This is a genomic window from Streptomyces yamdrokensis (genome assembly GCF_053890455.1).
This window is the reverse complement of record NZ_CM132679.1, coordinates 3,665,294-3,689,048: the sequence shown is the minus strand read 5'-3', so window position 1 is coordinate 3,689,048 and position 23,755 is coordinate 3,665,294. Positions and strand designations below refer to the sequence as shown.

The following is a 23,755-nucleotide window of genomic DNA, read 5'->3' as shown; positions in this document are numbered from 1 at the left end:
CCTGTGGGGAGACAAGAACACCCCCTCCGGGATCCCGGAGGGGGTGTCTGTTGTGGCTGGGGCCGGGGTCGAACCGGCGACCTATCGCTTTTCAGGCGATCGCTCGTACCAACTGAGCTACCCAGCCACGCAGTTCACCGAAGTGATCTGCAAGCGGTCCTGACGGGATTTGAACCCGCGGCCTCCACCTTGACAGGGTGGCGAGCACTCCAAACTGCTCCACAGGACCAAGCTCCGTACGACAGTGTCGCACAGGGTGATGCGTGCCCCCAACGGGATTCGAACCCGTGCTACCGCCTTGAAAGGGCGGCGTCCTAGGCCGCTAGACGATGAGGGCTATCGGCCCGCCTGGGCGCTTCTCAGCGCGTCGGGGACGTCCGAAGCATATGTGATGCCGGGAGGGATCGCCAAAACGGTTTACGGGGCGGGTGCCGAGGGGGTGGAGGAGGGGGGCCGGGCGGAGGGCGGGGAGGGGGAGCCGGACGCGGTGCCGGACGGAGCCCCGGACGGAGAGCCGGAGGGCGGACCGGAGGGGGACGCGCCCGGTTGGTTCTCCTCCGGGAGATGCCGGCTGACCTCCGCCTTGGTCAGGCCCAGGCCGCCCAGCCGGATCGCGTCCCAGGCCTGGAGGCGGCGGGTGTCGCGGTCGAAGTAGAGGATCGAGGCCTCGATGGGGTCGGGGTGCTTGCCCTCGACGGCGCGCAGGCCGCTGCCGCCGGTGGAGCCTTCGACGCGGAGCCGGGTGCCGTACTTCATGACCTCCGTCTCCTGGCGGTGGATGTGCCCGGCCAGGACGAGGGGCACCGTGCCGTCGACCTCGCGCGCCGCCGACGGTTCGTGGGCGACGGCGACGTCGACCGGGGTGCCGGCGGCCCGCTGGTCGCGCAGGGCGGAGGCCAGGCGGGCGCCCGCGAGTTCCTGGGACTGCTCGGCGCCGGGCTTCTTGGAGCGGTCCGGGGTGAACTGCGGGTCGCCGATGCCGGCGAAGCGCAGGCCGGCGACCGTCCTGGCCCGGCCGTCGTCCAGGACGTGGACGTTCTCGAGGCCCTCCAGGTAGCGCTGGGTGGCGGCCGAGTCGTGGTTGCCGCGGACCCAGACGTAGGGGGCGCCGAGGTCCTCGACGGGGTCGAGGAAGCCGTTCTCGGCGGCGCTGCCGTGGTCCATGGTGTCGCCGGAGTCGACGATGACGTTCACCTGGTACTGCTCGACGAGCGAGGCGATGATCATCCAGCTCGCGGGGTTGAGGTGGATGTCGGAGACGTGCAGGACCCGGAGGGTGGTCGGGTCGGGCTGGTAGGCGGGGAGCGTGGAGGTGGCGTCGTAGAGCTTCGTCACGTTGGTGACCAGGCGGGCCAGCTCCTTCTGGTAGACGTCGAACTCCGTGACGATGCTGCGGGCGTCGCCGACCAGGGAGGGCGCCGAGGAGAGCAGGCCGGAGAACCTGGGCTCGAGGACGGAGTCCGGGTTCCAGGAGGCGTACGCGGTGCCGCCGGACGCGGCCAGCAGGGTGAGGGCGAGGCCGCCCGCGGCCAGGGCCCGGCGCGGGCGGCGGTAGACGGCGAGGCCGAGGGCGGTGGCGCCGGTGACGACGGCGACGACGGAGCGCACGGCGAGGTCGGCGGTGCCGCGGGCGATGTCCCGGGTGACTTCGTCCTGAAGTCCGGAGAGGCGCTCGGGGTGGTCGACGAGGGCCTGGGAGCGGGCGGGGTCGAGCTGGTCGACGTTGACGTCGAGGCGGACGGGGGCGTGGTGGCTGTCGAGTTCGAGGGCGCCCAGGGGAGAGATGTTGATCTTCGTGCCGCCCGTGAACGACGGGCGCAGGGTCATGGTCGTGTCCATGGGGCCGACGGGAACGCGCACGTTGCCCACGATCAGCAGGCCGAGCCAGGCGCCCAGCAGGACGACGGCGAGGAGCCCCACGACGCGCTTGAAGGGGTGGGGCGGCCGGGCGGCGAGGGTGGTGGTGACGGCCGTCGCCGTGGCGGCGGGGCGACGGGAGCGGTGACGGCGGCCGAGGGCTCGCGGGACCCTTCGGACGCGGTGTCGGAGGTTCCTGACTGCGGCGGGGACGCGTGCCATTGGTCCCGTATGCCCGTGCGGCGCGCCGGATATGCGGGGTGCCCGGCGGGAGTCGTACGGATGGGTCATGGCCGACGACGGCTCCGCGCCGCAGAAGGCGCGGCTGAAGGACGCGGCTGAAGGGCGCGGCAGCGGCCGGGCGTCGTCGGTACTGGTACGGGCCGCCCGGGGCGTACGGCCGTGCGGATCAGCCCCAGCCCAGTTCGTGGAGCCGCGCGTCCTCGATGCCGAAGTGATGTGCCACTTCGTGGACAACCGTCACGGCCACCTCGTCCACCACGTCCTCCGCCGTTCCGCAGTAGCGCAGGGTCGGGCCCATGTAGATCGTGATGCGGTCGGGGAGGACCCCGGCGTACCACTCCCCGCGTTCCGTGAGCGGAGTCCCCTCGTACAGGCCCAGCAGCTCCGGATCGTCGGCGGGCGGTTCGTCCTCCACGAACACGGCCACGTTGTCCATGACCCGCGCCAGCTCCGGCGGGATCTGGTCCAGGGCTTCGCTCACCAGTTCTTCGAACCTGTCACGCGTCATCTCCAGCACAGGACCATTGTCGGGGACGATCGTGTGGAGCGGAGGTGTACGCGGACCCCGCGGGCCACGGGGGAGTGCGCGACGGGGTCCGGTCCTGGGGGCCGTATGTCCGCTGTGGGCCCAGGAGCGGGACCAGGGCCGGGTTCCGTGAGGTTTCAGCCCGAGGAACAGGTCGACGGTGGGTCACCGGTCTGTCACCGGTGTGCTGCTGAGGGGGTGCCGGCGTGTCCTCCCGCGGGCGGTGGGAGTTGGGTACATCGACCCAGCATCCCAACCGGAGGTGGCCTCGTGCGCCCCTTGTACGTACCTGTCCGCCTGGCTGCCACCGTCGTGGCCGTCGCCGCTGCCGCCGGCTGTATGAGTGTGGGTGGGGACGGGGTGGGCGGCGCCAGGCCGTCGCACTCCGCGGGCCGTTCGGGCGGTGAGGCGCCCGACGGGGGGCCCGCGGTGCCGGGTGGCGGGGGCGGTCACGGTGCCGCGGCGACCGAGGACGGGAGTGAGCGCCGCGCGGGCGGCGGCACGAGGGGCGAGCAGGGCGAACGGAGGAAGGGCGAGGCGGGAGCCCCGTCCGTCGCCGAGGCGGCGCCCTCCCCGGGGGCGAGCGGGCCGGTGCCGGTCGACGGCGGGCCGGGCGAGCCGGCGGGGCCGCCCCCCGACAGTCCGCCGGAACCGCCGGAGCCGACCGGGCCGGCCGGTCCGGAGCCCACGCAGGCGCCGTCCGAGCCCGCGGTCCCGCCCGAGCCGACGGCCGCGGAGCCGTCCTCGTCGGTGCACGAGCCACCGGAGGCCCAGCTGGCGCACCGGGTGCCCGCGCCGGAGGCGCGGGCACCCGTCTAGGAACCGGAACCTGCTTCACCGCCTTGCCCCCTCCCGCTCCCCGTCTGACCTGCTGGTTTGCTTTTGGTGGGACAGAGTGCGTATGGTGGCAGATCGTTTGATCCTATTTGCCCGGCGCCACTGCAGAGCGCGCCGTGTGGCGCGTACTCTCCCCTTACCGTGGTGGACCGCATCGAGGCGGTCATATTGCGATTGCGAATCACGGAGTTGACGGGCGCGTGCCGAAGAGACTCCGGAAGGTTTCGCATTCGTATGCCCATCGCCAGTACTGATCACGTCGTCGTGCCCGAGAACACCGAGGACACCGACACCACTGCTGTCATCACCGACATCACCGACGTCACTGACATCACCGACGTCACTGACATCACCGACGTCACCGACATCGCCGACGTCACCGCCGACGTCGAGGCCGACGTCACGGACGACGGCGACACCGGGACCGACAGCACCCCCGAGCTCACCTTCGCCGCCCTCGGTCTTCCCGAGGGTGTCGTGCGCAAGCTCGCACAGAACGGCGTGACCAGCCCCTTCCCGATCCAGGCGGCGACCATCCCGGACGCCCTGGAAGGCAAGGACATCCTCGGCCGCGGCCGCACCGGCTCCGGCAAGACCCTCTCCTTCGGTCTGCCGACGCTGGCCACGCTGGCCGGCGGCCGGACCGAGAAGCACAAGCCGCGCGCCGTCATCATGACGCCGACGCGTGAGCTCGCCATGCAGGTGGCCGACGCACTCCAGCCGTACGGGGACGTCCTCGGGCTGAAGATGAAGGTCGTCTGCGGCGGCACCTCCATGGGCAACCAGATCTACGCCCTCGAGCGCGGTGTGGACGTCCTGGTCGCCACCCCCGGCCGCCTGCGCGACATCATCAACCGCGGCGCGTGCTCCCTGGAGAACGTGCAGATCGCCGTTCTCGACGAGGCCGACCAGATGTCCGACCTGGGCTTCCTGCCCGAGGTCACCGAGCTGCTCGACCAGATCCCGGCGGGCGGTCAGCGGATGCTGTTCTCCGCGACCATGGAGAACGAGATCAAGACGCTCGTCGACCGGTACCTGAAGGACCCGGTCCACCACGAGGTCGACGCCGCCCAGGGTGCCGTCACGACGATGTCGCACCACATCCTGGTCGTGAAGCCCAAGGACAAGGCGCCGGTCACCGCGGCCATCGCCTCCCGCAAGGGCCGCACCATCATCTTCGTCCGCACCCAGCTGGGCGCGGACCGGGTCGCCGAGCAGCTGCGCGACGCGGGTGCCAAGTCCGAGGCGCTGCACGGCGGCATGACGCAAAGCGCGCGCACCCGGACGCTGGCCGACTTCAAGGACGGCTACGTCAACGTCCTCGTCGCCACGGACGTCGCCGCGCGCGGTATCCACGTCGACGGCATCGACCTGGTGCTGAACGTGGACCCGGCCGGCGACCACAAGGACTACCTGCACCGGGCCGGCCGTACGGCGCGGGCCGGTCGCACCGGCACCGTCGTGTCGCTGTCCCTGCCGCACCAGCGGCGCCAGATCTTCCGGCTGATGGAGGACGCGGGCGTGGACGCCACGCGTCACATCATCCAGGGCGGCGCGGCCTTCGACCCGGAGGTCGCCGAGATCACCGGTGCCCGGTCGATGACCGAGGTCCAGGCCGAGTCGGCGGGCAACGCGGCGCAGCAGGCCGAGCGTGAGGTCACCCAGCTCGCCAAGGAGCTGGAGCGGGCGCAGCGCCGGGCGTCCGAGCTGCGCGGCGAGGCGGACCGGCTGGTCGCCAGGGCCGCCCGCGAGCGCGGCGAGGACCCGGAAGCTGCGGTGGCCGAGGCCGCCGTCGAGGCGTCGGCCCAGCCCGAGGTCTCGCTGCCGGAGCAGCCGACCGCACGCGACACCGAGCGCTCCGAGCGCCCCGAGCGTCGGGACGGCTTCCGTCGTGACGACCGTGGTGGCGACCGCGGTGGCCGTTCCTTCGAGCGTCGTGACGACCGCGGTGGCTTCAACCGCGACCGTGACCGCGGCGACCGTGGCGGTTTCCGCCGTGACGACCGCCGTGACGGTGACCGTGGTGGCCGTTCGTTCGAGCGCCGCGACGACCGCGGTGGTTTCAACCGCGACCGCGGCGGCGACCGTCCCGGCTTCCGCCGTGACGACCGTGGTGACCGCGGCGGTGACCGTGGTGGCCGTTCCTTCGAGCGTCGTGACGACCGCGGTGACCGCGGTGGCGACCGTGGCGGCCGTTCGTTCGAGCGTCGTGACGACCGCGGTGGCTTCAACCGCGACCGTGACCGCGGCGACCGTCCCGGCTTCCGCCGCGACGACCGCGGCGAGCGTGGCGGCCACCGTGGCAGCGACCGCCCGTTCAACCGCGACCGCCAGGGCGACCGTCCCGGCAGCGACCGCCCGTTCAACCGCGACCGCCAGGGCGACCGTCCCGGCAGCGACCGCCCCGGCAGCGACCGCCCCGGCAGCGACCGCCCCGGCTTCCGTTCCGGTGCCTCCCACGACCGCCCGCACGGCCGTCGTGACGAGCACCGCGGCGGCGGCTCCTTCGGCCGCCGCGAGGACAAGCCGCGCTGGAAGCGCAACGGCTGATCCCGGTACCCCGGACTGACGTGACAGGGCCCGTACGACACCCGTCGTGCGGGCCCTGCCGCATACGGACGGAACACGTCCGGGCCCGCCGCACCGATACCCGATCAACACCGCGCCCACGTCCCGCTATGCTCGTGGGGGCGACATCGCCTGGGGCCCTTAGCTCAATTGGCAGAGCAGTGGACTTTTAATCCATTGGTTGTGGGTTCGAGTCCCACAGGGCCTACCGAGGCAGGGGAGGGGAAACCCCTCCGACCTGCTGTGCGGCGCCCCGACCGGTTGAACACGGTCGGGGCGCCGCGGTGTTCGGGGATGGGGAACCGTTCAGGCGGGTTCGTTCCGGCGGGCGGCCGGTGTCCTGTCGGGCCCGGTCTCCAGCAGTTGCCGGCGCCTGGGGCCTCCCGGGACGCGGTGCAGGTTGTACGAGCCGGGCCTGCGTGCCTCGCCGGACAGGTGCTTCACGATCCCCTTGCACACGAGTTCCTTGAGCTTCGCGCCGGGGCGGCCGTCGATGTGGAACCACACCGCGACGTCGTACCTGTGGGCGAACTGGAAGATGCCGCCGCGTCGGCCCAGGCTGATGCACTGGCCGGCGAACGCCTGGTTGAGGGGCGACGGCCGCTCACCCGCGATACGGCTCAGCACCGTGTCGGCGGCCCGCGCGCCCAGCGGCATCGCGGCCTGGCAGCTCATCCGCAGCGGCAGGTTCGACGGCGCCGCCGAGTCCCCGGCCGCGACGATGCGCGTGTCGTCCACGCACGTCAGCGTCTCGTCGGTGAGCAGGCGGCCCACGGCGTCGGTGCTCAGCCCGCTGCGGGCGGCCAGGTCCGGTACGGCGAATCCGGCGGCCCAGACGGTCACCTCGCTCGGCAGTTCCCGGCCGTCGCCGAGCCGTACGGTGTCACGCGTCACCGCCGTCACCCTCGCGTCCGGGCCTTCGATTACGGTCGCCCCGAGTGCCGCCAGCCGCCCGGCCACCGAGCGCCGGCCCCGAGGGTGCAGGTAGGGGCCGAGCACCTCACCGCACACCAGGGTCACGGCACGGCCGGCCTCCGCCAGTTCGGCGGCCGTCTCGATGCCGGTCGGACCGGCTCCGACCACCGTCACCGCGGCCGCCGCGGGAGCTGCGGCGAGGACCGGCCGCAGTCGCTCCGCCGCCTCCAGGGTGGCGATCGGGTACGCGAATTCGGCCGCTCCGGGCACACCCGGGTCGGCGCTGTCGCTGCCCACCGCGTAGATCAGATAGTCGTAGCCGGCCGTGCCGCCGGTCGCCAACGCCACGCCGCGCCCGGCGGTGTCGATCCGGGTCACGGTGTCGACCACCAGCCGGACGCCGTCGGCCAGGACGTCCCGGTAGTCGACGACCGCGTCGTGGGATCCGCCCACCAGTTGGTGCAGGCGGACCCGCTCGACGAAGTCCGGGCGCGGGTTGATCAGGGTCACCGCTACGTCGTCGCGCCGCGTCAGGCGGTTGGCCGCCATGACGCCGGCGTATCCGCCGCCGATCACGACCACACGGGTGTTCTCAGGCATGGTGTCTCCGTCGTCTCAGAGGTTCGACCGTTTCCAGGGGGCCGAACCTCAAGACACCGCCCGATCGTTCGCTGTGACAGCGGGGCTGCGGGGCTGCGGGGCTGCGGGGCTGCGGGGCTGCGGGGCTGCGGGGCTGCGGGGCTGCGGGGCTGCGGGGGCAGGAATGTGCGTTCTTCAACGAGGTTTGGGTGCCCGGGACTTCCCGTTCCGGTTACGTCGTGAGGCGGCGGTAGGCCGCGCGGGCGTGGGTGAGGCGGGCGGCGGCCGTGCCGGCGACGGTGGCCGCGAGGAGACAGCCGAGCCAGAGCGTGTCCCGGGAGCCGGTCCAGGTGAGGGTGCCGGCAGGCGGTATGGCCAGGCCGTTGAGGAACAGCCAGCACAGGAGCGCCGTGCCGGGGGCCGCGGTGAACCGCGCGCATCCGCCGAGGACGGCGGCGAGCAGGGACAGGGCCGTCAGGGCGAGCCCGGGGTGGTCCGGGCCCACCACCGTGTGGAGCAGGACCACCACCGCCAACGCGCCGCCGAAGGCGCCGGTCCACACCAGTGGGGTGGCGACGGGCCGGGGCACCGGCCGCGGGCCGGTGCCGAGGACGACCCACGCGATCATGCCGACGCCCCCTTCCGGCGCTCCCCGGCGCCGGCCCGGCAGGTGGGGACAGCCGGGGGTGGGCGCGCCTGGGCCCCGGCGGGCGTGGAGCGCGTACCGGGCTGATTTTCGCACCGCCGGGGCCGCCAGGCCGGGGGATCGGGCGCCGATGGCCGGATTCCGGTGGCCGGTCGATGCGGGCCGGGGCGCGAGGGAGGTGGAATCGTGGTGCCTGGTTCCGGCGGTCGGGACGTCCACGGGCGGGTTGCCCTGCCCTTCGCCGTGCCGGTGGTCAGCTGCTCGCGTGGGCCGGTTCCGACCGGTCGGCCGGGGTGGCCTGCGGCGTGTCCGGCGAGCGGCGGCGGACGAGACGGGTGGCCAGCGGTTCGGTCCAGCGGGCGGTGAGGGGGCCGAGGACGACCAGGAGCAGGACGTACGCCGTGGCCAGCGGGCCGATCCGGGGCTCCGTACCGACGGCGAGACCGGCGATGACGATCGAGAACTCGCCGCGCGCCACCAGAGTGCCGCCGGTCCGCCAGCGGCCCTTGGACGGGATGCCCGCGCGGCGGGCGGCCCACCAGCCGGTGGCGATCTTCGTCAGCATGGTGACGACCGCCAGGGCGAGCGCCGGGAGCAGCACCGGCGGGATGGCGGACGGGTCGGTGTGCAGCCCGAAGAAGACGAAGAACACCGCCGCGAACAGGTCCCGCAGCGGGGACAGCAGACCGTGCGCGCCCTCGGCGACCTCTTCGGACAGGGCGATGCCGACCAGGAACGCGCCCACCGCGGCCGACACCTGGAGGTGCTGGGCGACGCCCGCGACCAGCAGGGTCAGCCCCAGCACCGCCAGCAGCAGCATCTCGGGGTTGTCGGAGGAGACCGCGCGGCTGATGATGCGTCCGTGGCGCAGGGCGACGTAGAAGACGGCGCCGACGGTGCCCAGGGAGATCAGCAGGGTGATGCTGCCGCCCGCGAGACTGGCCCCGGTCAGCAGGGCGGCGAGGACCGGCAGGTAGACGGCCATGGCGAGGTCTTCCATGACCAGGACGCACAGGATGACCGGCGTCTCGCGGTTGCCCGTGCGCCCGAGGTCGCCGAGCACCTTGGCGATGACCCCGGAGGAGGAGATCCAGGTGACTCCGGCGAGGGCGACGGCGGCGACCGGCCCCCAGCCCAGGAGCAGCGCGGCGACGGCGCCGGGGGCGGCGTTGAGGACGAAGTCGACGGCGCCCGAGGGGTACTGGGTCTTGAGGGTGGTGACGAGGCTCGACGCGCTGTACTCCAGCCCGAGCATCAGCAGCAGCAGGATGACACCGATCTCGGCGCCCGTGGCGACGAACTCCTCGCTGGCCTGCAGGGGCAGGAGGCCGCCGTGGCCGAAGGCGAGCCCCGCGAGGAGATAGAGGGGTATGGGGGAGAAGCCCACCCGTCCGGCGAGACGGCCCAACAGCCCGAGGGCGAGGATGATCGCTCCGAGTTCGATGAGCATGGTGGTGGTGTTGTGCACGGGCGTCTGACCTCCGTGGATCGGTGCGGTGTCGGCGTCTGTGCCTGATGAGCGGGTGCCGGAACGGCGGGTGCGGTGCCTGGGGAGGGGCTTTCGGGGTCGGGTGGCAGGGCCCTGGCCACGGGGGACGGGGGCGAGCCGGGAGTGTCCCCTACGGGTTGGGAGTCCCCGCAGTGCCTCGGGCCGGGTGGGCCGAGGGAGCGGGGGTGCGGCGCGGACTGCTGCCGGGCCGAGGGCCGGCGGCGCTCGCGGCTGGTGAAGGGCGCTTCAGCGCCGTGGGCGGCTGCTCGGGCGGCAGGGAGCGCCACCGGTATCCGGGACGCCGTCGCGGGCGGCGTTGTCGACACGTACGGAGATCACCCGACCCATCTCACGCCCCCCGTTCTTCTTCTCATCGGTTCGACCGGTCGGCGACGCTCGGCAATCGGTACGCGGCACCCGGGACGCGGCGCGCTCGGTACGCCGCACTTGGTGCCCGGCACTCAACGTGCAGAGTTCGACGCTCGACGAAAGAGCGGAACGCTGCTCAACGGAGCGTAAGCGCTTGATAAAGATTTTAGCGCACCCCAAACCGGGGTGCGCCGGGAAGAACGTCACATGACATGACAAAGCGATGCGTGTGAAGGCGGAACGGTCCCGGGGCCCTCGCTCTCAGCGGGCCGACTGCCGCTCCTGGCCGTCCCCCTGCGGCGGGTACGGGTCGAACAACTGCACGCCGATTCCGCTGAGCACCAGACCTGCCGCGATGAGCAGCCCGTCGGGCATGATCAGACCGATGGCCAGCAGGACGAGGCCGATCCCCAGCGCCCACCAGGCGTGCGCGCGTCGGTACTCGCGGGGCCGGGTGGGCCGCCCGCTGGACATCGAACGCGCGAAACGCGGGTCGTCCTGCTCGATTCGGACCGCGAGATCGACGAGGCGCTTGTCGTCGGACTGGGGCACGTCTCCTCCTTCCCGAACGGTGGCAGCACGGTGAGACGGCCGGCCGCCACCTCCGAAGCAACGCCTCCGGGCGTCTGTGGTCGTGGGCACCGACGCCCGGGGCGAAGAAGTGAACCGACGGCCCTCGAGAACTCGACACTCCACCACCGGGCCGACCCTGGGAGTTTGCCCGTGCACCGAGGTCGTCACCCGCCCGGTAAGGGGTCGTTCGGCGGGGACGGGCCTGATTCCACTTCAAGGATCACCTGCCCGGGGCCCCGGGACCATCAGGGGCAGCCCTCATCCTCGCGGGGGCCCGGGCTGTACACGGACCGGCCGGGCACCGCACACCCACGGGAGAAATGGGGACTGTCACGGATGGCGATCCGCCGGGCCGGCGCTCACGCTGGGTTCGGCGGCACGCGCCCGCGCCCCCGGTCGCGCGGGCGGCCCACAGCTCCGCGGCACGGGAGCCCACGACAACAGGGCAGCACCAGACCGCACGCCTGCCGGACAGGGCCCTGTCCGGCGGTGCCCGGAGCAGGGCCGGGTCGCGGCGGTATCAGGGAAAGACCGGGGCGGCATCGGGGCGGCACCGCGGCCGTGCCGGGGCACAAGCACAGCAGGACGGCCGTACGCCGGCGGCCGGCTCCGGACGAGCGCGGTGAGGAGGCGGTACCGGGTGCCACTGTTCTGGCGGATCTTCCTGCTGAACGCCGTCGTGCTGATCGTGGCCACCGTCCTGCTGCTCGGGCCGGTCACCGTCTCCACTCCGGTCCTGCTCACCGAGGCCCTCGTGCTCACCGTGGGACTGGCCGCCATGCTCGGTGCGAACGCGCTGCTGCTGCGCGTCGGCCTCGCCCCGCTCCAGCGCGTCACCCGCGCCATGTCCACCACCGACCTGCTCCGCCCCGGACAACGCCCCGAGGTCACCGGGCGCGGGGAGATCGCCGAGCTGATCAGCACGTACAACACGATGCTCGACCGGCTCGAGGACGAACGCGCCGCGAGCAGCGCCCGTGCCCTGTCCGCCCAGGAGGACGAACGCCGCCGGATCGCCCAGGAGCTGCACGACGAGGTCGGCCAGAGCCTCACCGCCGTCCTGCTCCAGCTCAAGCGGGTCGCCGACCACGCCCCGCCGGAGCTGCGGGAGGAACTGAGCCTGGTGCAGGAGACCACCCGGGGCAGCCTGGACGAGATCCGGCGCATCGCCCGCCGGCTGCGCCCCGGCGTCCTGGACGAGCTCGGGCTGACCAGCGCGCTCAAGGCCCTCGCCACCGAGTTCGGCGGCGAGGGCCTGACGGTCCAGCACCGCCTGGACTCCGACCTGCCCGATCTGGGCCCGGAGGCCGAACTGGTCCTCTACCGGGTGGCCCAGGAGGGGCTCACCAACATCGTCCGGCACGCGCACGCCCGCCGCGCGGAGATCTCTTTGTGCCGCACCTCCTCCGGAGTGGAGCTGCGCGTCCGGGACGACGGCCAGGGCATCGGTGCCGCGTCCGAGGGTGCCGGCATCCTCGGGATGCGTGAGCGGGCCCTGCTCGTCGGTGCCGACCTCGATGTGGGTCCGGCCGCCGCGGGCGGGACCCTCGTGCGTCTCGCCGTCCCCGTTCCGGTGCGGGGCCCCGCGCCCGCACGGACCTCCCCGCCCCTGACCGCCGTCCCCGACCGGAAAACCCCGACATGACCGACCTCGGCTTCACCCGCCCCCCGTCCGGTACACCCGCCGGCGCCGAGACCACCACCCCGGCCGGTGCCGGGAGCGGTGGCGCCCCGACGCGCATCCTCCTCGCCGACGACCACGCGCTGGTCCGCCGCGGCGTACGCCTCATCCTCGACGGCGAACCGGACCTGACCGTCGTCGCCGAGGCCGACAACGGCGCCGAAGCCCTCGAACAGGCCCGTATCCACGAACCCGACCTGGCCATCCTCGACATCGCCATGCCCCGCCTGACCGGCCTCCAGGCGGCCCGTGAGCTCTCCCGCACCCTGCCGCAGACGCGGATCCTCATCCTGACCATGTACGACAACGAGCAGTTCTTCTTCGAGGCGCTGGGGGCCGGCGCCTCCGGGTACGTGCTCAAGTCCGTCGCCGACCGCGACCTGGTGGAGGCCTGCCGGGCCACCATGCGCGGCGAGCCGTTCCTCTACCCGGGCGCCGTCAACGCCCTCATCCGCAACTACCTCGAACTCGCCCGGGACGGCCGGAACCTGCCCGCCAAGGCCATCACCGACCGCGAGGAGGAGATCCTCAAGCTGGTCGCCGAGGGGAACACCTCGCAGCAGATCGCCGACCTCCTCGTCATCAGCCCCAAAACCGTGGAGCGCCACCGCGCGAACCTGCTGGCCAAGCTCGACCTGAAGGACCGGCTGGAACTCACCCGGTACGCCATCCGGGTGGGGCTGATCGAACCCTGACCGAGCACCTCTGTTCTCCGGGGCCGGCGGCCGGGGGCTGTCCGGCGGGTGAAGTCGCAGACGCGGGGGCCCGCACGCCGGCCCCCGAGCCCTTCGAGCAGGGGCCCCGACGGAGTTGTCGTCGCCCTCCCCACTCCCGGCCGCCCCTCCCATGAGTGGGAGGGGCCCTCATCGCTCCGCGTCGGTTCCCTCCTCCGCCCCGCAGCTGGTCGCACCAGCCTCCGCTCGCCCCGGCTGGACGGGCGCCGTCGGTCTCCTTCGATCCGATCCGCCGGACAGGCCCGAGGGGTCCTTGCACTGTGCCCGCCCGGGCCACGCGACCTCATCGGGCGCTCATAGTGCAAGGACTCCTCAGCGCTCGGCTTCGGCGGGCTCCCGTTCGGGCACGGGTCCGGCGTTCAGACCTCCGTCGGGGCCTGCGTCCAGGTCCGGGGGGAGTCCCGTGCCCGATGAGGGCCCGGCGTCCGGACCGGGCCCGGTGCCCCGGGAGGAGCCGCGGTCGGGCAGCCGTGCCTGGACGGCGCGCAGGGCGCACGCGAGCAGATGGGACTGCTTGGCGAGCACCGGGCCGAGGACGGCGAGGACGAGGACGTACCCGGCGATGAACGGCGTGAGCCGGTCGTCGAGCCCCGCGCCGGTGGCCATGGCGGCCAGGATCAGCGCGAACTCGCCACGGGAGACGAGGGTCGTGGCGATGTCGGCCGCGATGTCGACGCCGTACCGGTACAGGCGGGCCACCAGCAGGCCCGCGATCAGGTTCATCGCGAGGGTGAGCACCACCGCGGCGGCCACCGGACCGGCGACGGAGGCGATGTCCCCCGGGTCGATGGCCAGCCCGAAGGCGAAGAAGAAGATCGCCGCGAAGGCGTCCCGCAGGGGATGGACCAGGGTGCGGATCCGGGGCGCGGCGGGGGTGCCGGCCACGATCAGTCCGACCATGAACGCCCCGATGGCGTCGACGACCCCGAGCACCTCGGAGACACCCGCGACGAAGATCGCGGTTCCGAGGAAGGTGATGACCAGCAGCTCGTTGTCGCGTACGGACATGATCCGGCCGAACAGCCGGGTGCCATAGCGGGCGGCAATGGCCAGCACCATCAGGAAGCCGAACGCCTTGGACGCCTGGAACGCCATGTCCCCGAGCCCCCGGGCGCCGCTGAGTACGGGCTGGAGAGCCGCGAGATAGAGGGCGAGAAAGATGTCCTCGACGACGGTGACACCGAGGATGAGCCGGGTCTCGGGCCGGCTGATGTGACCCAGCTCGATGAGGATCTTCGTGACGATCGCGGAGGACGAGATGCCGAGTACCCCGGCGAGCACCAGGGCCTCCCGCGCTCCCCAGCCGAGGGCGAACCCGAATCCCAGCCCCGCGCCGACGTTGAGCGCCAGGTAGATGCCACCGGCGCTGATGAGCCGCTTGCCGCCCCGTCTCAGGTCGTCGAGGTGGAACTCCAGGCCGAGGTAGAAGAGCAGCAGGACGAGACCGAGCGCCGACAGCATCGAGAAGTCGTGGGCGTCCTCGACCAGGACGAGCCCCGGTGTGTGCGGGCCGAGCAGAATGCCGGCGAGCATGAACAGGGGGATCGTCGGCAGCCCGATCCGGCTCCCGAGGCGGGCGAGGAACGCTGCGGCGAGGAACGCGCCGCCCATGGCGAGCAGAGTGTCGGCATGTCCCACAAGTCACCACCTTCCACAGCACGGGGACGGAGCGGGATCCGATCGACCGACCCGAGCGGGGGCTGCTCCTTCGTGTCGGTGGGGGTTCTCCGCCATACGGGGCTGCGGCCGGTACATCCCCGGGTGCGGAGCGGTTGCGGCCGGTGCGTGCCGGGACCGGGCCCCCGGTGTTCCTCCACGCTCACATCCGGCCCCGGGCGCCCGCCATCCGTGACGCCACCCAAACGAGGTGGCGGACGACACCCATGAGGTGTGGGGGGGGGGGAAGGCCCCTCATCACGGGCCGGTCGCCGGGGACGACGGGGCCACCGCGCGTTTCCACGCCGTACGGTTTCGCGCCATGCGGCGGTGGCACACCGTACGGCTTCCCGCCGCGCGGGAACACACCGGGTGCAAGACTCTCTTCGCCCAGCCGATCCCAGCCGATCCCAGCCTTGCCCCCCGCCCCACCCCGCCCCGTCCGCCGTCCCCGTCAGGAGCGCCGTCGATGCCCCACCCGTACGTCCTGCTGTCCGCCGCCGTCTCGCTCGACGGGTATCTCGACGACACCGGGCCCGAGCGGCTGCTGCTGTCCGGCCCGGAGGACTTCGACCGGGTCGACGAGGTACGGGCGTCGGTGGACGCGATCCTGGTCGGCGCCGGCACGATCCGGGCCGACAACCCCCGGCTGCTGGTCAACGCGCCCGAGCGACGTGCCGCCCGGGCCGCCGAGGGCAGGCCCGCCTACCCGCTGAAGGTCACCGTCAGTGGCTCGGGCGACCTGGACCCGGCGGCGCGGTTCTGGCACACCGGTGGCGCGAAGGTCCTCTACACGACCGACAAGGGCTCCGAACGCGCCCGCGCCCACGGCCTCGCCGCCGACGTCGTGCCGCTCGGCGCCGAGCTCGACTGGCGCCGCCTCCTGACGCACCTGTACGACGTGTACGGCGTCCGGCGGCTCATGGTCGAGGGCGGCGGCCTGATCCACACCCAGCTCCTCACCCAGGGCCTCGCCGACGAGCTCCAGCTGGTCCTCGCCCCGCTCCTCGTCGGCGACCCGGACGCCGCCCGCCTCTTCGGATCCGGGACCTACCAGGGCGGCCGGCTGCGACTGCTGGAGACCCGCCCGATCGGCGACGTCGTCCTCATGCGCTACGAACCCACCGCCCCCGGCGCCGGCCCGCTCCCCGTCGCCGCCGACCACCACTGGCTGGCCCTCGCCTGTGAACTGGCAAAGCGGTGCCCGCCCTCGAAGACGGCGTTCAGCGTGGGCGCGGTGGTCGTCGCGGCCGACGGCACCGAACTGGCGCGGGGCCACTCCCGCGAGGGCGGTGATCCGGTGGTGCACGCCGAGGAGGCCGCCCTCGCCGGGATCGACCCCGCGGACCCGCGGCTCGCGACCGCCACCGTGTACTCCAGCCTGGAACCCTGCGCCCGGCGCGCCTCCCGGCCGGTGCCCTGCGCCCGGCTGGTCCTGGACGCGGGAGTACGGCGGGTGGTCACCGCGTGGCGGGAGCCGGACACCTTCGTGGAGGACGCCGACGGCAGCGGGGTACTGGCCGCGGAGGGCGCCCTGGTCGTCGTCCTGCCGGAGCACAAGGAGGCCGCCGAGGCGCCGAACGGCCATCTGCTCGGCCGGTGAGGCAGGGGCGGCGGCAACGTGTGTGCGAAGTGCCCCGCGGATGCCGTATGCTGGTGAACACAACGACGCGGGGTGGAGCAGCTCGGTAGCTCGCTGGGCTCATAACCCAGAGGTCGCAGGTTCAAATCCTGTCCCCGCTACTGAAGGCCGAGGGCCGGAATCCGAGAGGATTCCGGCCCTCGGCCTTTTGCGTCCGTCCCGTTTCGGGAGAGCGTCCCGGGGTACTTCCGCGAAGATGTGACGCCAGGTGATCGAGCCGCCTCGCTGCGCATAACAATTGACGCACCGTCAACTCGAGTGTGACGAGGACGGTGAAGTCAACTCGCCCGGTTTCGACCGGTCGTGGCGCTTAAGTCCGTGCGGAAGTCGTTAACGATCAAGAGGAACGGCTTGGAATACGACCCTCGCGTCTATTAACGTTCGATAACGCAGCGCGGTCGTCCCAGCCGTCACACGAGTCGGCTCCGTGCGCACGCGCCGAATCCCGCAAGGGAACCGGGGAACCAACATCTTGGGGTGAATCGCGCGGATGCCCCCGTGGAGACACGGACGGTATACGCGCGTAGGAGACCTTCCTGCTCCGAACCCGTCAGCTAACCCGGTAGGCGAGAAGGAAGGAAAGGAGTGCGCCCCACGTGGCGTCCAACCGGCCTGCCCCCGAGGCCCCCTTCATGCCGAGCCGACGCGACAGCGACACCTTCGGCTACGGCGGCATCCGCACCGACGAGGGCCCCTTCGAGGAGTGGAACCCCACCGAGGATTCCATTCGTCCCGTGCGCGGCCGGCATCGTGTCGGCAAGCAGCGCGGCGGAGGCCTCGCCCGTAGCTCCACCGTCCTGGGCGTCGGTGTCATAGCCGCTGTCGCCGGTGGCGGCATGGCCAGCGCCCAGACCGGCAAGCCGCCGGTCTCCATCTCCGTACCGGACCTTCCCTCTGTTGGTTCCCTCATCTCCGACGAGGAAACCCCCCAGGGCTCCGCCACCCCGCTCAGCAGCATCGGCGCGGTCGCCGACGAGGCCGAGCAGGGCAGCGCTTCCGACGCCGGCGAGGTGCTGCGCGCCCGGATCATGGCGCAGGTCGAGCAGCAGCAGAGCCAGGCCGAGGACAGGGCCGCCGCCGAAGCCGCCGCGAAGGCGGAGAAGGAGGCCAAGGAGCAGGCCGCCGCCGCGAAGAAGGAGGCCGAGGAGAAGGCCGCCGCGGCGAAGAAGAAGGCGGAGGAGGAGGCCGCGAAGAAGGCCGAGGCCGAGCGTCTCGCCGAACTGGCCACGCAGTACGCGCTGCCCACCTCCTCGTACACCATCTCCTCGACCTTCGGTCAGGCCGGCGCCTACTGGTCCTCCGGCCAGCACACGGGCCTGGACTTCGCCGCCCCCACGGGCACGCTGATCAAGGCGGTCCACACCGGCACGATCACCTCCGCCGGCTGGGACGGCTCGTACGGTTACAAGACCGTGCTGACCCTCGACGACGGCACCGAGATCTGGTACGCCCACCAGTCCTCCATCAGCGTCAGCGTCGGCCAGCAGGTCAACACCGGCGATGTGATCGGCCGCGTCGGCTCCACCGGCAACTCCACCGGCGCCCACCTCCACCTGGAGGTGCACCCGGCCGGCTCCGCCTCGGGCATCGACCCGATGGCCTGGATGCAGTCGAAGGGCCTCGCCGTCTGAGACCCCGGCCCCGGCCGGTCTTCGCGTCCCGCGCCCCACGCAGCCGCAGCCCCGGCAGCCCTGACGACGCCCCCCGACGTCAGGACTGCCGGTTCGGCGTTTTCAGGGGCGCTGCCAGGGGCGGTACGGGTGCGCGTAGGGGTTCGGCCCGGCCGCAGGGTGGCCGGGGTTCACGGCGCCGTACGGGCCGTATGCGCCGTACCCTCCGTACGCTTCGGGCAGGCCGTACGGGCCGTGCCCCGGCCGGGGCGGGGCGGGCGGCGCGGTGACCCGGGCCGCGTGCTCCAGGGCAGGGCGGGCCGTGTCGCGGCGGTGCCACATCTCGCGCAGCAGTTCGTGCTCCCGTACGACGAAGTCCGCGCCCGCGCGGCCGCGGCGCCCCCGGTGCCGCAGGAACGCCAGCGATGTCGCGTACGCCCCGTACTGCGCCACCGCGCGGGCAGCGGTCCGGCCGCCGTGCCGGTGCGCGTACCGCCGGGCGATGCGCCGGGCCCGCATCGAGCCGAGCGCGTAGGGCTGGGCCGGGGTCAGCCAGCCGGCCCTGACGTACGCGGGCAGCTCCTCCCGTACGGTCCGCAGCTCACGCTGCCGGGTCCACACCACCAGCCAGGTCAGCAGGCCGAACGACGGCACCATGAACGCCGCGTACACGGCGAAGAAGCCGTACCCGCCGAGGGCCGAGGAGGCGTTCCACAGGGCGTGCATGCCCATCGCGAGCAGCAGGCCGCCGAGCGGGAGCAGGACGCGCACCGGGCGGCGCCGCCGGGCGGCGAGCGCGGCCATTCCGAAGCCGATGCCGGTGAGGACCGTGAAGAGAGGGTGCGCGAACGGCGACATGACGACGCGGACGAAGAACGTCGCCGCGGTGACGGAGAAGACGCCGCTGCCGCCGGTGAGCTGGTCGGTGCCGAAGGCGGTGCCGAGGTAGAGGATGTTCTCGGTGAAGGCGAAGCCGGTGGCGGTGACCCCGGCTATCACCACGCCGTCGAGGATTCCGGTGAGGTCGCGTCTGCGGAACAGGAAGACCAGCAGGACGGCGGCGGCCTTCGCGGACTCCTCCACGACCGGGGCTATCACGGTCGCGCCGAGCGTGTCCGCGCGGGACGGGTCGGCCGTCTCCGTCGCTATCCACCGCGTGGCGAAACTGTTGGCGACGATCGCCATGAGCGCGGCGGCGCAGGCGCCCCAGGCGAAGGCGAAGACGAGGTTGCGCCACGGGCCCGGCGCGACACGCTCCAGCCAGCGGAAGGCGGCGACGAGCAGCGGCACCGGCAGCACGGCGAGGCCGAGCCCGACGAGGAAGCCCTCCGTGCCGGTCCGCTCGCGGACCAGGCCCAGGATGACCAGGCCCGAGAGCGCGAGGAGGGCGGTCAGCGCCCCGTACCGCACCCAGGGCCGCCGCCACCAGTGCGCGTGCCGCAGGGCGGGCCCGTCGGCCGGTCCTGCGGGACCGGAGGGCCCGCCGGGCCGGGTCGGGTACGGACGGCTGATGGCCACAACATTGACCCTAACGAGGGAACGGTGCTGCCCGCAGGAACACCGGGCGGGTTCAGGTGCCGACGGCGCCCCGGCCGGGCCGGTCGAGGTGCTGTACGCGGCGGAAGAGCAGGTCGTTCACCACGTGGCCCTTGTCCAGCCCCTGCCCCTCGAAACGGGTCAGCGGCCGGAACTCCGGACGCGGCGCGAAACCGCCGTCCACCAGGGTGTTCTCGAAGCCGGGGTGCGCGGTCAGCACCTCGAGCATCTGCTCGGCGTACGGCTCCCAGTCGGTGGCGCAGTGCAGGAGCGCGCCCGGTGCGAGGCGGGTCGCGGCGAGGTCGAGGAAGGCGGGCTGGATCAGCCGGCGCTTGTGGTGCCGCTTCTTCGGCCAGGGGTCGGGGAAGTAGACGCGCAGTCCGCCCAGCGCGTCGGGGACGAGCATCTCGCGCAGCAGGATGATCGCGTCGCCGTTGCCGACGCGGACGTTGTCCAGGCCGTGCTGGTCGGCGAGGCCGAGCAGATGGCCCTGGCCGGGGGTGTGGACGTCCACGGCGAGGATGTTGGTGCCCGGGTCGGCGGCGGCCATGCGCGCGGTCGCCTCGCCCATGCCGAAGCCGATCTCGAGGACGACCGGACGGTCGTTGCCGAAGAAGGCGGCGAGATCGAGGCGCTGCCTGCCGTCGACGTCGAAGCCCCACCGGGGCCACAGCCGCTGCAACGCGTCCGCCTGCCCGGCGGTGACCCGGCTCCGGCGTGGCTGGAAACTCCGGATCCGGCGCTCGAAGTGCGACCCGGCGGGATCGGCCTTCGGTCCGTCCGGGAAGCGGGGCTCGCCCTTCTCCCGGGTACGGCGGACCGACGCACCGGGCGTGTGCCCGGCGTGCGGGGTGAGGGCTTCGGGGGTGTTTACGGAGTCAGACACAGTGCTGTCGATTTTACGGGGGTTGCGCGAGGCCTCCGCGGCCGGTTCCGAACGGCACCGAGGCCGGGGTCGGTCCCGCGGGTGCGGGGGGCCGGTGGGGGCGGCCGCCTCAGCGGGGTGCGTCGTTCGGGGCGGCCAGGGCCGTCAGGGCCCGGCGGGCAACCTCGCGGCCGATGGGCAGGGACGCCGTCGCCGCGGGCGAGGGGGCGTTGAGGACGTGGACCGCGCGGGGTGTCTCCTGGATCAGGAAGTCGTCCGCCAGGGTGCCGTCGCGCAGGACCGCCTGGGCCCGTACGCCCGCCGGGGCCGGCACCAGGTCGGCCTCCCGGACCGCGGGCACGAGCCGGCGGACCGCCTCGGTGAAGGCCCGCCGGGACAGGGAACGGTGCAGCTCGCCGGCGCCGTGCCGCCAGTGGCGGCGGGCCAGGTGCCGGGAGCCCGGCCAGGCCAGCGTGGAGGCCAGCTCGCGCGGGCGGACCGTACGCCAGTCGTAGCCCTCGCGCGCCAGGGCCGGTACGGCGTTGGGTCCGACGTGGACGCCACCGTCGACGCCGCGCGTGAGATGGACGCCGAGGAACGGGAACGCCGGGTCGGGCACCGGATAGACCAGGCCGCGGATCAGCTCCGGGCGGGCCAGATGGTAGTACTCGCCGCGGAACGGCACGATGCGCATGCCGGGCTCGTCGCCGGTGAGGCGGGCGATCTCGTCGCAGTGCAGACCCGCGCAGTTCACCAGGACCCGGCCGCGCACGACGTCCCCGGCGGTGGTCAGAACGGCCACGCCCAGGTCCGCACGGCGGTCGACGCGGGTGACCCGCGCGCCGTAGCGGATCTCCGCGCCGGACGCGGACGCCAGCCGACGGGCGACCGCGGCGTAGTCGCAGATGCCGGTGGTGCCGACGTGTATGGCGGCCAGACCCTCGACCTCCGGCTCGTACGCGGCGATCTGCGCGGCACCCAGTTCACGGACCGTCAGGCCGTTCTCCCGGCCGCGCTGGGCCAGGGCGTGCAGGCGGGGCAGCTCGTCCCGGCCGGTGGCGACGATCAGCTTGCCGGTCACCGCGTGCGGGATGTCGTACTCCGCGCAGAACTTGACCATCTCGGCCGCGCCCCGCACCGCGTACCGCGCCTTCAGGGAGCCGGGGCGGTAGTAGATGCCGCTGTGGATGACGCCACTGTTGCGGCCCGTCTGGTGCCGGGCGGGTCCGGGCTCCTTCTCCAGCACCGTGACCCGTGTGCCCGGCGCCGCGCGGGTGATCGCGTACGCCGTCGACAGACCGACGACGCCGCCGCCGATCACCAGCACATCGCAGTCGTACGCCCACCGCGCCACCCGCACCACCTCCCGGTCCCGATAGTGCACTGCGCCACTGACGACACCCGTAAACCCCGAAAGCGGCAGGGGTCTGCCGCGGACCGCCGATATGGGGCGGTCGGGGTGGCGGCCGGAGTCAGGCGGGAGTCATCAGCAGCGGCCGGGCGCGCTCGCGCAGTTCGACCACGCGGGGTTCGTCGCCGTAGGGCTCCAGGCGGTGCAGGAGGTCCCTGACGTACTCCGTGGTGCGCGCGGACGAGATGCGGCCGGCCACCTCCACCGCCCGCACGCCCTGCTCACAGGCGGCGTCCAGGTTGCCGGACTCCAGTTCGGCGACCGCCGAGACGACGAGCCGCAGCCCGTGCGAGCGGACGAACTCCTCCGTCGGCCGCGACAGCGCCTGCTCGGTGAAGCGGCGGACCTGGCGGGGCGCCTTCAGGTCGCGGTAGCACTCGGCGGCGTCGGCGGCGAAGCGGTCGTAGGAGTAGAAGCCCAGCCAGACCGGGTCGCTGTCGCCGGGGCGGGAACGTTCCAGCCAGCCCTCGGCCGCCCTCAGGGACGCGCCGGCCGCCGGGGCGTCACCCGCGCGTGCGTGCGCGCGTGCCTCCACGAGCCGGAAGAAGCTCATGGTGCGGGCCGTGGCCAGGCCGCGGTTGCGCTCCAGCGCGGCCTGGGCGAGGTCGACGCCCTCGTCGCCGAAGCCGCGATAGGTGGCCTGGAGGGACATGGAGGCCAGGACGTATCCCCCCAGCGGGACGTCGGCCGCCGCGCGGGCCAGGCGCAGGGCCTGGATGTAGTAGCGCTGGGCGGCCTCCTGCTGGCCGGTGTCGAAGGCCATCCAGCCGGCCAGCCGGGTGAGTTCGGCCGACGCGCCGAACAGGGAACGGCCCACGTCGTCGGCGTACGAGCCGAGCAGCAGGGGAGCCGCCTCCACCCGCAGGCACTCGGGGACCATCGACGAACGCCAGTCGCCGCCCCCGTACTTGGAGTCCCAGCGGCGCGCGTCCTCGGCGGCCTCACGCAACTTGCGCACATCGCTGTGGCCGACCCTGGCCGGTGCGCCGGAGCCCTCCGTGGGGCTCACCTCGCGCGCGACCGAACTGTCGGCCGGGGTTATCAGCCAGCGCGAGGCAGGCGTTGCATATGCGCTCACTGCGAACGATCCGGCGAGCGACTGCCAGATGCCGCCGGACCCCGCGCGGCGGCCGGCCAGGTCCAGCCGGTACAGCTCGGTGGCGGACCTCACCGCCTGCGCGACGTCCCGGGGGAAGGCCAGGCCGACTTCGGGCGCGGGATCCGCGTCCGCCAGGCCGATCTCGTGGAGCGGCACCGGACGGCCGAGCTTCTGGCCGATGGCGGCGGCGATCAGGTGCGGTGCCGCGCCCTGCGGCACCATGCCCTTCGACACCCAGCGCGCCACCGACGTCTTGTCGTAGCGCAGGGTCAGCCCGCGCTGTGCGCCAAGGTCGTTGACGCGCCGCGCGAGGCCCGCGTTGGAGATACCCGCGAGGGCGAGGACGGTGCCGAGCTTCTCGTTCGGCCCGCGTAGCTCCCTGGACATGCGCCACCCCTCGACACAGACGGCTGCCGCTCTGGCATAACCGCGCGGCATTCGTAAACCCAGCGTAGTTCGCCGCATCCCAAGCGTTAAGGGGCATTCTTCCGGATGGCGGGATTGTGGTCCGTACTGAAGTACGGGTCCGATACGCGCAGTTGCGGCATGCTCCCGGCGTGTGGCCGTGCGCCTGTGCGTGCGCTCTACTCCGGCCATCACGGGAGCGGTTCCATGGTCCATGCGTGGGTCGGCCCGCTGTACTGGATCCAGTGGGCTGGGGGACGCCGCCGCCTTCATCCCCGCGGGCGGCGGAACGGTCCGGGAGACGCACTCCGTCTCCCGGACCGCGAGATCGCCGGGCGGTGCGCAGAACCTGTACGGAGCGTGTTCGAGGTTGCTCTCACATCTCCGAATTGGCTGAAAATCGACCCCGCCGTTCCGGGACTGTCAGCGCATCTACCATGGCAGTTGAGGGCGCGTTAGGGGTTCTTGGGGCGCGCTGGGGGGCGCATTCGCGTCGCAGCGGTGCAGGTGGGTG

General features: G+C 72.8%; 17 protein-coding genes, 5 tRNA genes and 1 riboswitch. Of the genes, 8 read left to right on the top strand and 14 right to left on the bottom strand.

Annotated elements, in window-relative coordinates; translation table 11 throughout:
* Window positions 1-53 precede the first annotated feature (53 nt).
* The 5 genes from ACWZEH_RS16245 to ACWZEH_RS16225 all read right to left on the bottom strand — a co-directional run bounded on the left by ACWZEH_RS16245 (window position 54) and on the right by ACWZEH_RS16225 (window position 2,608).
* A tRNA-Phe gene (locus tag ACWZEH_RS16245) sits at window positions 54-127 on the bottom strand.
* A 27-nt stretch (window positions 128-154) separates the two neighbouring features.
* Window positions 155-229: transfer RNA gene (locus ACWZEH_RS16240), tRNA-Asp, on the bottom strand.
* Between the two features lie 35 nt (window positions 230-264).
* A tRNA-Glu gene (locus ACWZEH_RS16235) sits at window positions 265-337 on the bottom strand.
* An 80-nt stretch (window positions 338-417) separates the two neighbouring features.
* Window positions 418-2,079 carry a metallophosphoesterase family protein gene (locus ACWZEH_RS16230; RefSeq protein ID WP_456199183.1) on the bottom strand — a complete coding sequence of 554 codons (1,662 nt, stop codon included), beginning with the start codon at window positions 2,077-2,079 and terminating at the stop codon, window positions 418-420.
* A gap of 187 nt (window positions 2,080-2,266) precedes the next feature.
* Window positions 2,267-2,608, bottom strand: coding sequence for a metallopeptidase family protein (locus tag ACWZEH_RS16225; protein ID WP_456199626.1), 342 nt, complete (start codon window positions 2,606-2,608; stop codon window positions 2,267-2,269).
* 288 nt (window positions 2,609-2,896) lie between these two features.
* On the opposite strand from ACWZEH_RS16225, the gene ACWZEH_RS16220 reads away from it, so the two are divergent.
* From ACWZEH_RS16220 to ACWZEH_RS16210, 3 genes are all read left to right on the top strand, one after another.
* Window positions 2,897-3,445 carry a hypothetical protein gene (locus ACWZEH_RS16220; protein WP_456199181.1) on the top strand — a complete coding sequence of 183 codons (549 nt, stop codon included), beginning with the start codon at window positions 2,897-2,899 and terminating at the stop codon, window positions 3,443-3,445.
* A gap of 252 nt (window positions 3,446-3,697) precedes the next feature.
* A complete protein-coding gene (locus ACWZEH_RS16215) occupies window positions 3,698-6,013 on the top strand; it encodes a DEAD/DEAH box helicase (RefSeq protein ID WP_456199180.1) in 2,316 nt (771 codons plus the stop codon).
* A gap of 153 nt (window positions 6,014-6,166) precedes the next feature.
* Window positions 6,167-6,239 (top strand) — tRNA-Lys (locus tag ACWZEH_RS16210).
* A gap of 98 nt (window positions 6,240-6,337) precedes the next feature.
* Here ACWZEH_RS16210 and ACWZEH_RS16205 read toward each other — a convergent pair.
* The 4 genes from ACWZEH_RS16205 to ACWZEH_RS16190 all read right to left on the bottom strand — a co-directional run bounded on the left by ACWZEH_RS16205 (window position 6,338) and on the right by ACWZEH_RS16190 (window position 10,581).
* Window positions 6,338-7,546: an NAD(P)/FAD-dependent oxidoreductase gene (locus tag ACWZEH_RS16205; protein WP_456199178.1), complete on the bottom strand. Its 1,209-nt coding sequence runs from the start codon at window positions 7,544-7,546 to the stop codon at window positions 6,338-6,340.
* A 211-nt stretch (window positions 7,547-7,757) separates the two neighbouring features.
* Window positions 7,758-8,153: a hypothetical protein gene (locus tag ACWZEH_RS16200; protein ID WP_456199176.1), complete on the bottom strand. Its 396-nt coding sequence runs from the start codon at window positions 8,151-8,153 to the stop codon at window positions 7,758-7,760.
* Window positions 8,154-8,424: 271 nt separating this feature from the next.
* Entirely contained in the window at window positions 8,425-9,639 is a 1,215-nt protein-coding gene (locus tag ACWZEH_RS16195) for a cation:proton antiporter (protein WP_456199174.1), read from the bottom strand.
* 651 nt (window positions 9,640-10,290) lie between these two features.
* On the bottom strand, window positions 10,291-10,581 hold the full coding sequence (locus ACWZEH_RS16190) for a DUF3040 domain-containing protein (RefSeq protein WP_456199172.1): 291 nt from the start codon (window positions 10,579-10,581) through the stop codon (window positions 10,291-10,293).
* A gap of 661 nt (window positions 10,582-11,242) precedes the next feature.
* Here ACWZEH_RS16190 and ACWZEH_RS16185 point away from each other — a divergent pair.
* Together ACWZEH_RS16185 and ACWZEH_RS16180 are read left to right on the top strand one after the other, a co-directional pair.
* Window positions 11,243-12,247, top strand: a complete 1,005-nt coding sequence (locus ACWZEH_RS16185; protein WP_456199170.1) for a HAMP domain-containing sensor histidine kinase — start codon at window positions 11,243-11,245, stop codon at window positions 12,245-12,247.
* The gene (locus ACWZEH_RS16180) at window positions 12,244-12,978 is read left to right on the top strand and encodes a response regulator (protein ID WP_456199168.1); all 735 of its coding nucleotides are present in this window, start codon (window positions 12,244-12,246) and stop codon (window positions 12,976-12,978) included. The genes ACWZEH_RS16185 and ACWZEH_RS16180 overlap by 4 nt, the downstream gene beginning before the upstream one ends.
* A 351-nt stretch (window positions 12,979-13,329) precedes the next feature.
* On the opposite strand, the gene ACWZEH_RS16175 is transcribed toward ACWZEH_RS16180, so the two are convergent.
* Window positions 13,330-14,655, bottom strand: coding sequence for a cation:proton antiporter (locus tag ACWZEH_RS16175; protein WP_456199166.1), 1,326 nt, complete (start codon window positions 14,653-14,655; stop codon window positions 13,330-13,332).
* Between the two features lie 487 nt (window positions 14,656-15,142).
* Between ACWZEH_RS16175 and ACWZEH_RS16170 the strand changes: the two genes are divergently transcribed.
* From ACWZEH_RS16170 to ACWZEH_RS16160, 3 genes are all read left to right on the top strand, one after another.
* Window positions 15,143-16,276, top strand: coding sequence for a dihydrofolate reductase family protein (locus tag ACWZEH_RS16170; protein ID WP_456199164.1), 1,134 nt, complete (start codon window positions 15,143-15,145; stop codon window positions 16,274-16,276).
* A 66-nt stretch (window positions 16,277-16,342) separates the two neighbouring features.
* Window positions 16,343-16,416 (top strand) — tRNA-Met (locus ACWZEH_RS16165).
* A 325-nt stretch (window positions 16,417-16,741) separates the two neighbouring features.
* A riboswitch (cyclic di-AMP (ydaO/yuaA leader) is annotated at window positions 16,742-16,899 on the top strand.
* Window positions 16,900-16,911: 12 nt separating this feature from the next.
* A complete protein-coding gene (locus tag ACWZEH_RS16160) occupies window positions 16,912-17,946 on the top strand; it encodes a M23 family metallopeptidase (protein ID WP_456199162.1) in 1,035 nt (344 codons plus the stop codon).
* A 102-nt stretch (window positions 17,947-18,048) separates the two neighbouring features.
* Here ACWZEH_RS16160 and ACWZEH_RS16155 read toward each other — a convergent pair whose 3' ends face one another.
* The 4 genes from ACWZEH_RS16155 to ACWZEH_RS16140 all read right to left on the bottom strand — a co-directional run bounded on the left by ACWZEH_RS16155 (window position 18,049) and on the right by ACWZEH_RS16140 (window position 23,223).
* Window positions 18,049-19,443, bottom strand: coding sequence for a PrsW family intramembrane metalloprotease (locus ACWZEH_RS16155; protein WP_456199160.1), 1,395 nt, complete (start codon window positions 19,441-19,443; stop codon window positions 18,049-18,051).
* A 52-nt stretch (window positions 19,444-19,495) separates the two neighbouring features.
* The gene (gene trmB / locus ACWZEH_RS16150) at window positions 19,496-20,347 is read right to left on the bottom strand and encodes a tRNA (guanosine(46)-N7)-methyltransferase TrmB (RefSeq protein ID WP_456199159.1); all 852 of its coding nucleotides are present in this window, start codon (window positions 20,345-20,347) and stop codon (window positions 19,496-19,498) included.
* A gap of 109 nt (window positions 20,348-20,456) precedes the next feature.
* Window positions 20,457-21,710 carry an L-2-hydroxyglutarate oxidase gene (gene lhgO / locus ACWZEH_RS16145; protein ID WP_456199157.1) on the bottom strand — a complete coding sequence of 418 codons (1,254 nt, stop codon included), beginning with the start codon at window positions 21,708-21,710 and terminating at the stop codon, window positions 20,457-20,459.
* Window positions 21,711-21,798: 88 nt separating this feature from the next.
* Window positions 21,799-23,223 (bottom strand): NsdA family TPR-like regulatory protein, encoded by a 1,425-nt coding sequence (locus tag ACWZEH_RS16140; RefSeq protein WP_456199156.1) that lies wholly within the window; start codon window positions 23,221-23,223, stop codon window positions 21,799-21,801.
* Window positions 23,224-23,755 lie beyond the last annotated feature (532 nt).

Excerpts from the sequence above, each read along its gene's own strand:
- ACWZEH_RS16140 (WP_456199156.1), bottom strand. The coding sequence starts at position 23,223 with ATGTCCAGGGAGCTACGCGGGCCGAACGAGAAGCTCGGCACCGTCCTC.
- ACWZEH_RS16230 (WP_456199183.1), bottom strand. The coding sequence starts at position 2,079 with ATGGCACGCGTCCCCGCCGCAGTCAGGAACCTCCGACACCGCGTCCGA.
- ACWZEH_RS16215 (WP_456199180.1), top strand. The coding sequence starts at position 3,698 with ATGCCCATCGCCAGTACTGATCACGTCGTCGTGCCCGAGAACACCGAG.
- ACWZEH_RS16205 (WP_456199178.1), bottom strand. The coding sequence starts at position 7,546 with ATGCCTGAGAACACCCGTGTGGTCGTGATCGGCGGCGGATACGCCGGC.
- ACWZEH_RS16200 (WP_456199176.1), bottom strand. The coding sequence starts at position 8,153 with ATGATCGCGTGGGTCGTCCTCGGCACCGGCCCGCGGCCGGTGCCCCGG.
- ACWZEH_RS16225 (WP_456199626.1), bottom strand. The coding sequence starts at position 2,608 with ATGACGCGTGACAGGTTCGAAGAACTGGTGAGCGAAGCCCTGGACCAG.
- ACWZEH_RS16180 (WP_456199168.1), top strand. The coding sequence starts at position 12,244 with ATGACCGACCTCGGCTTCACCCGCCCCCCGTCCGGTACACCCGCCGGC.
- ACWZEH_RS16170 (WP_456199164.1), top strand. The coding sequence starts at position 15,143 with ATGCCCCACCCGTACGTCCTGCTGTCCGCCGCCGTCTCGCTCGACGGG.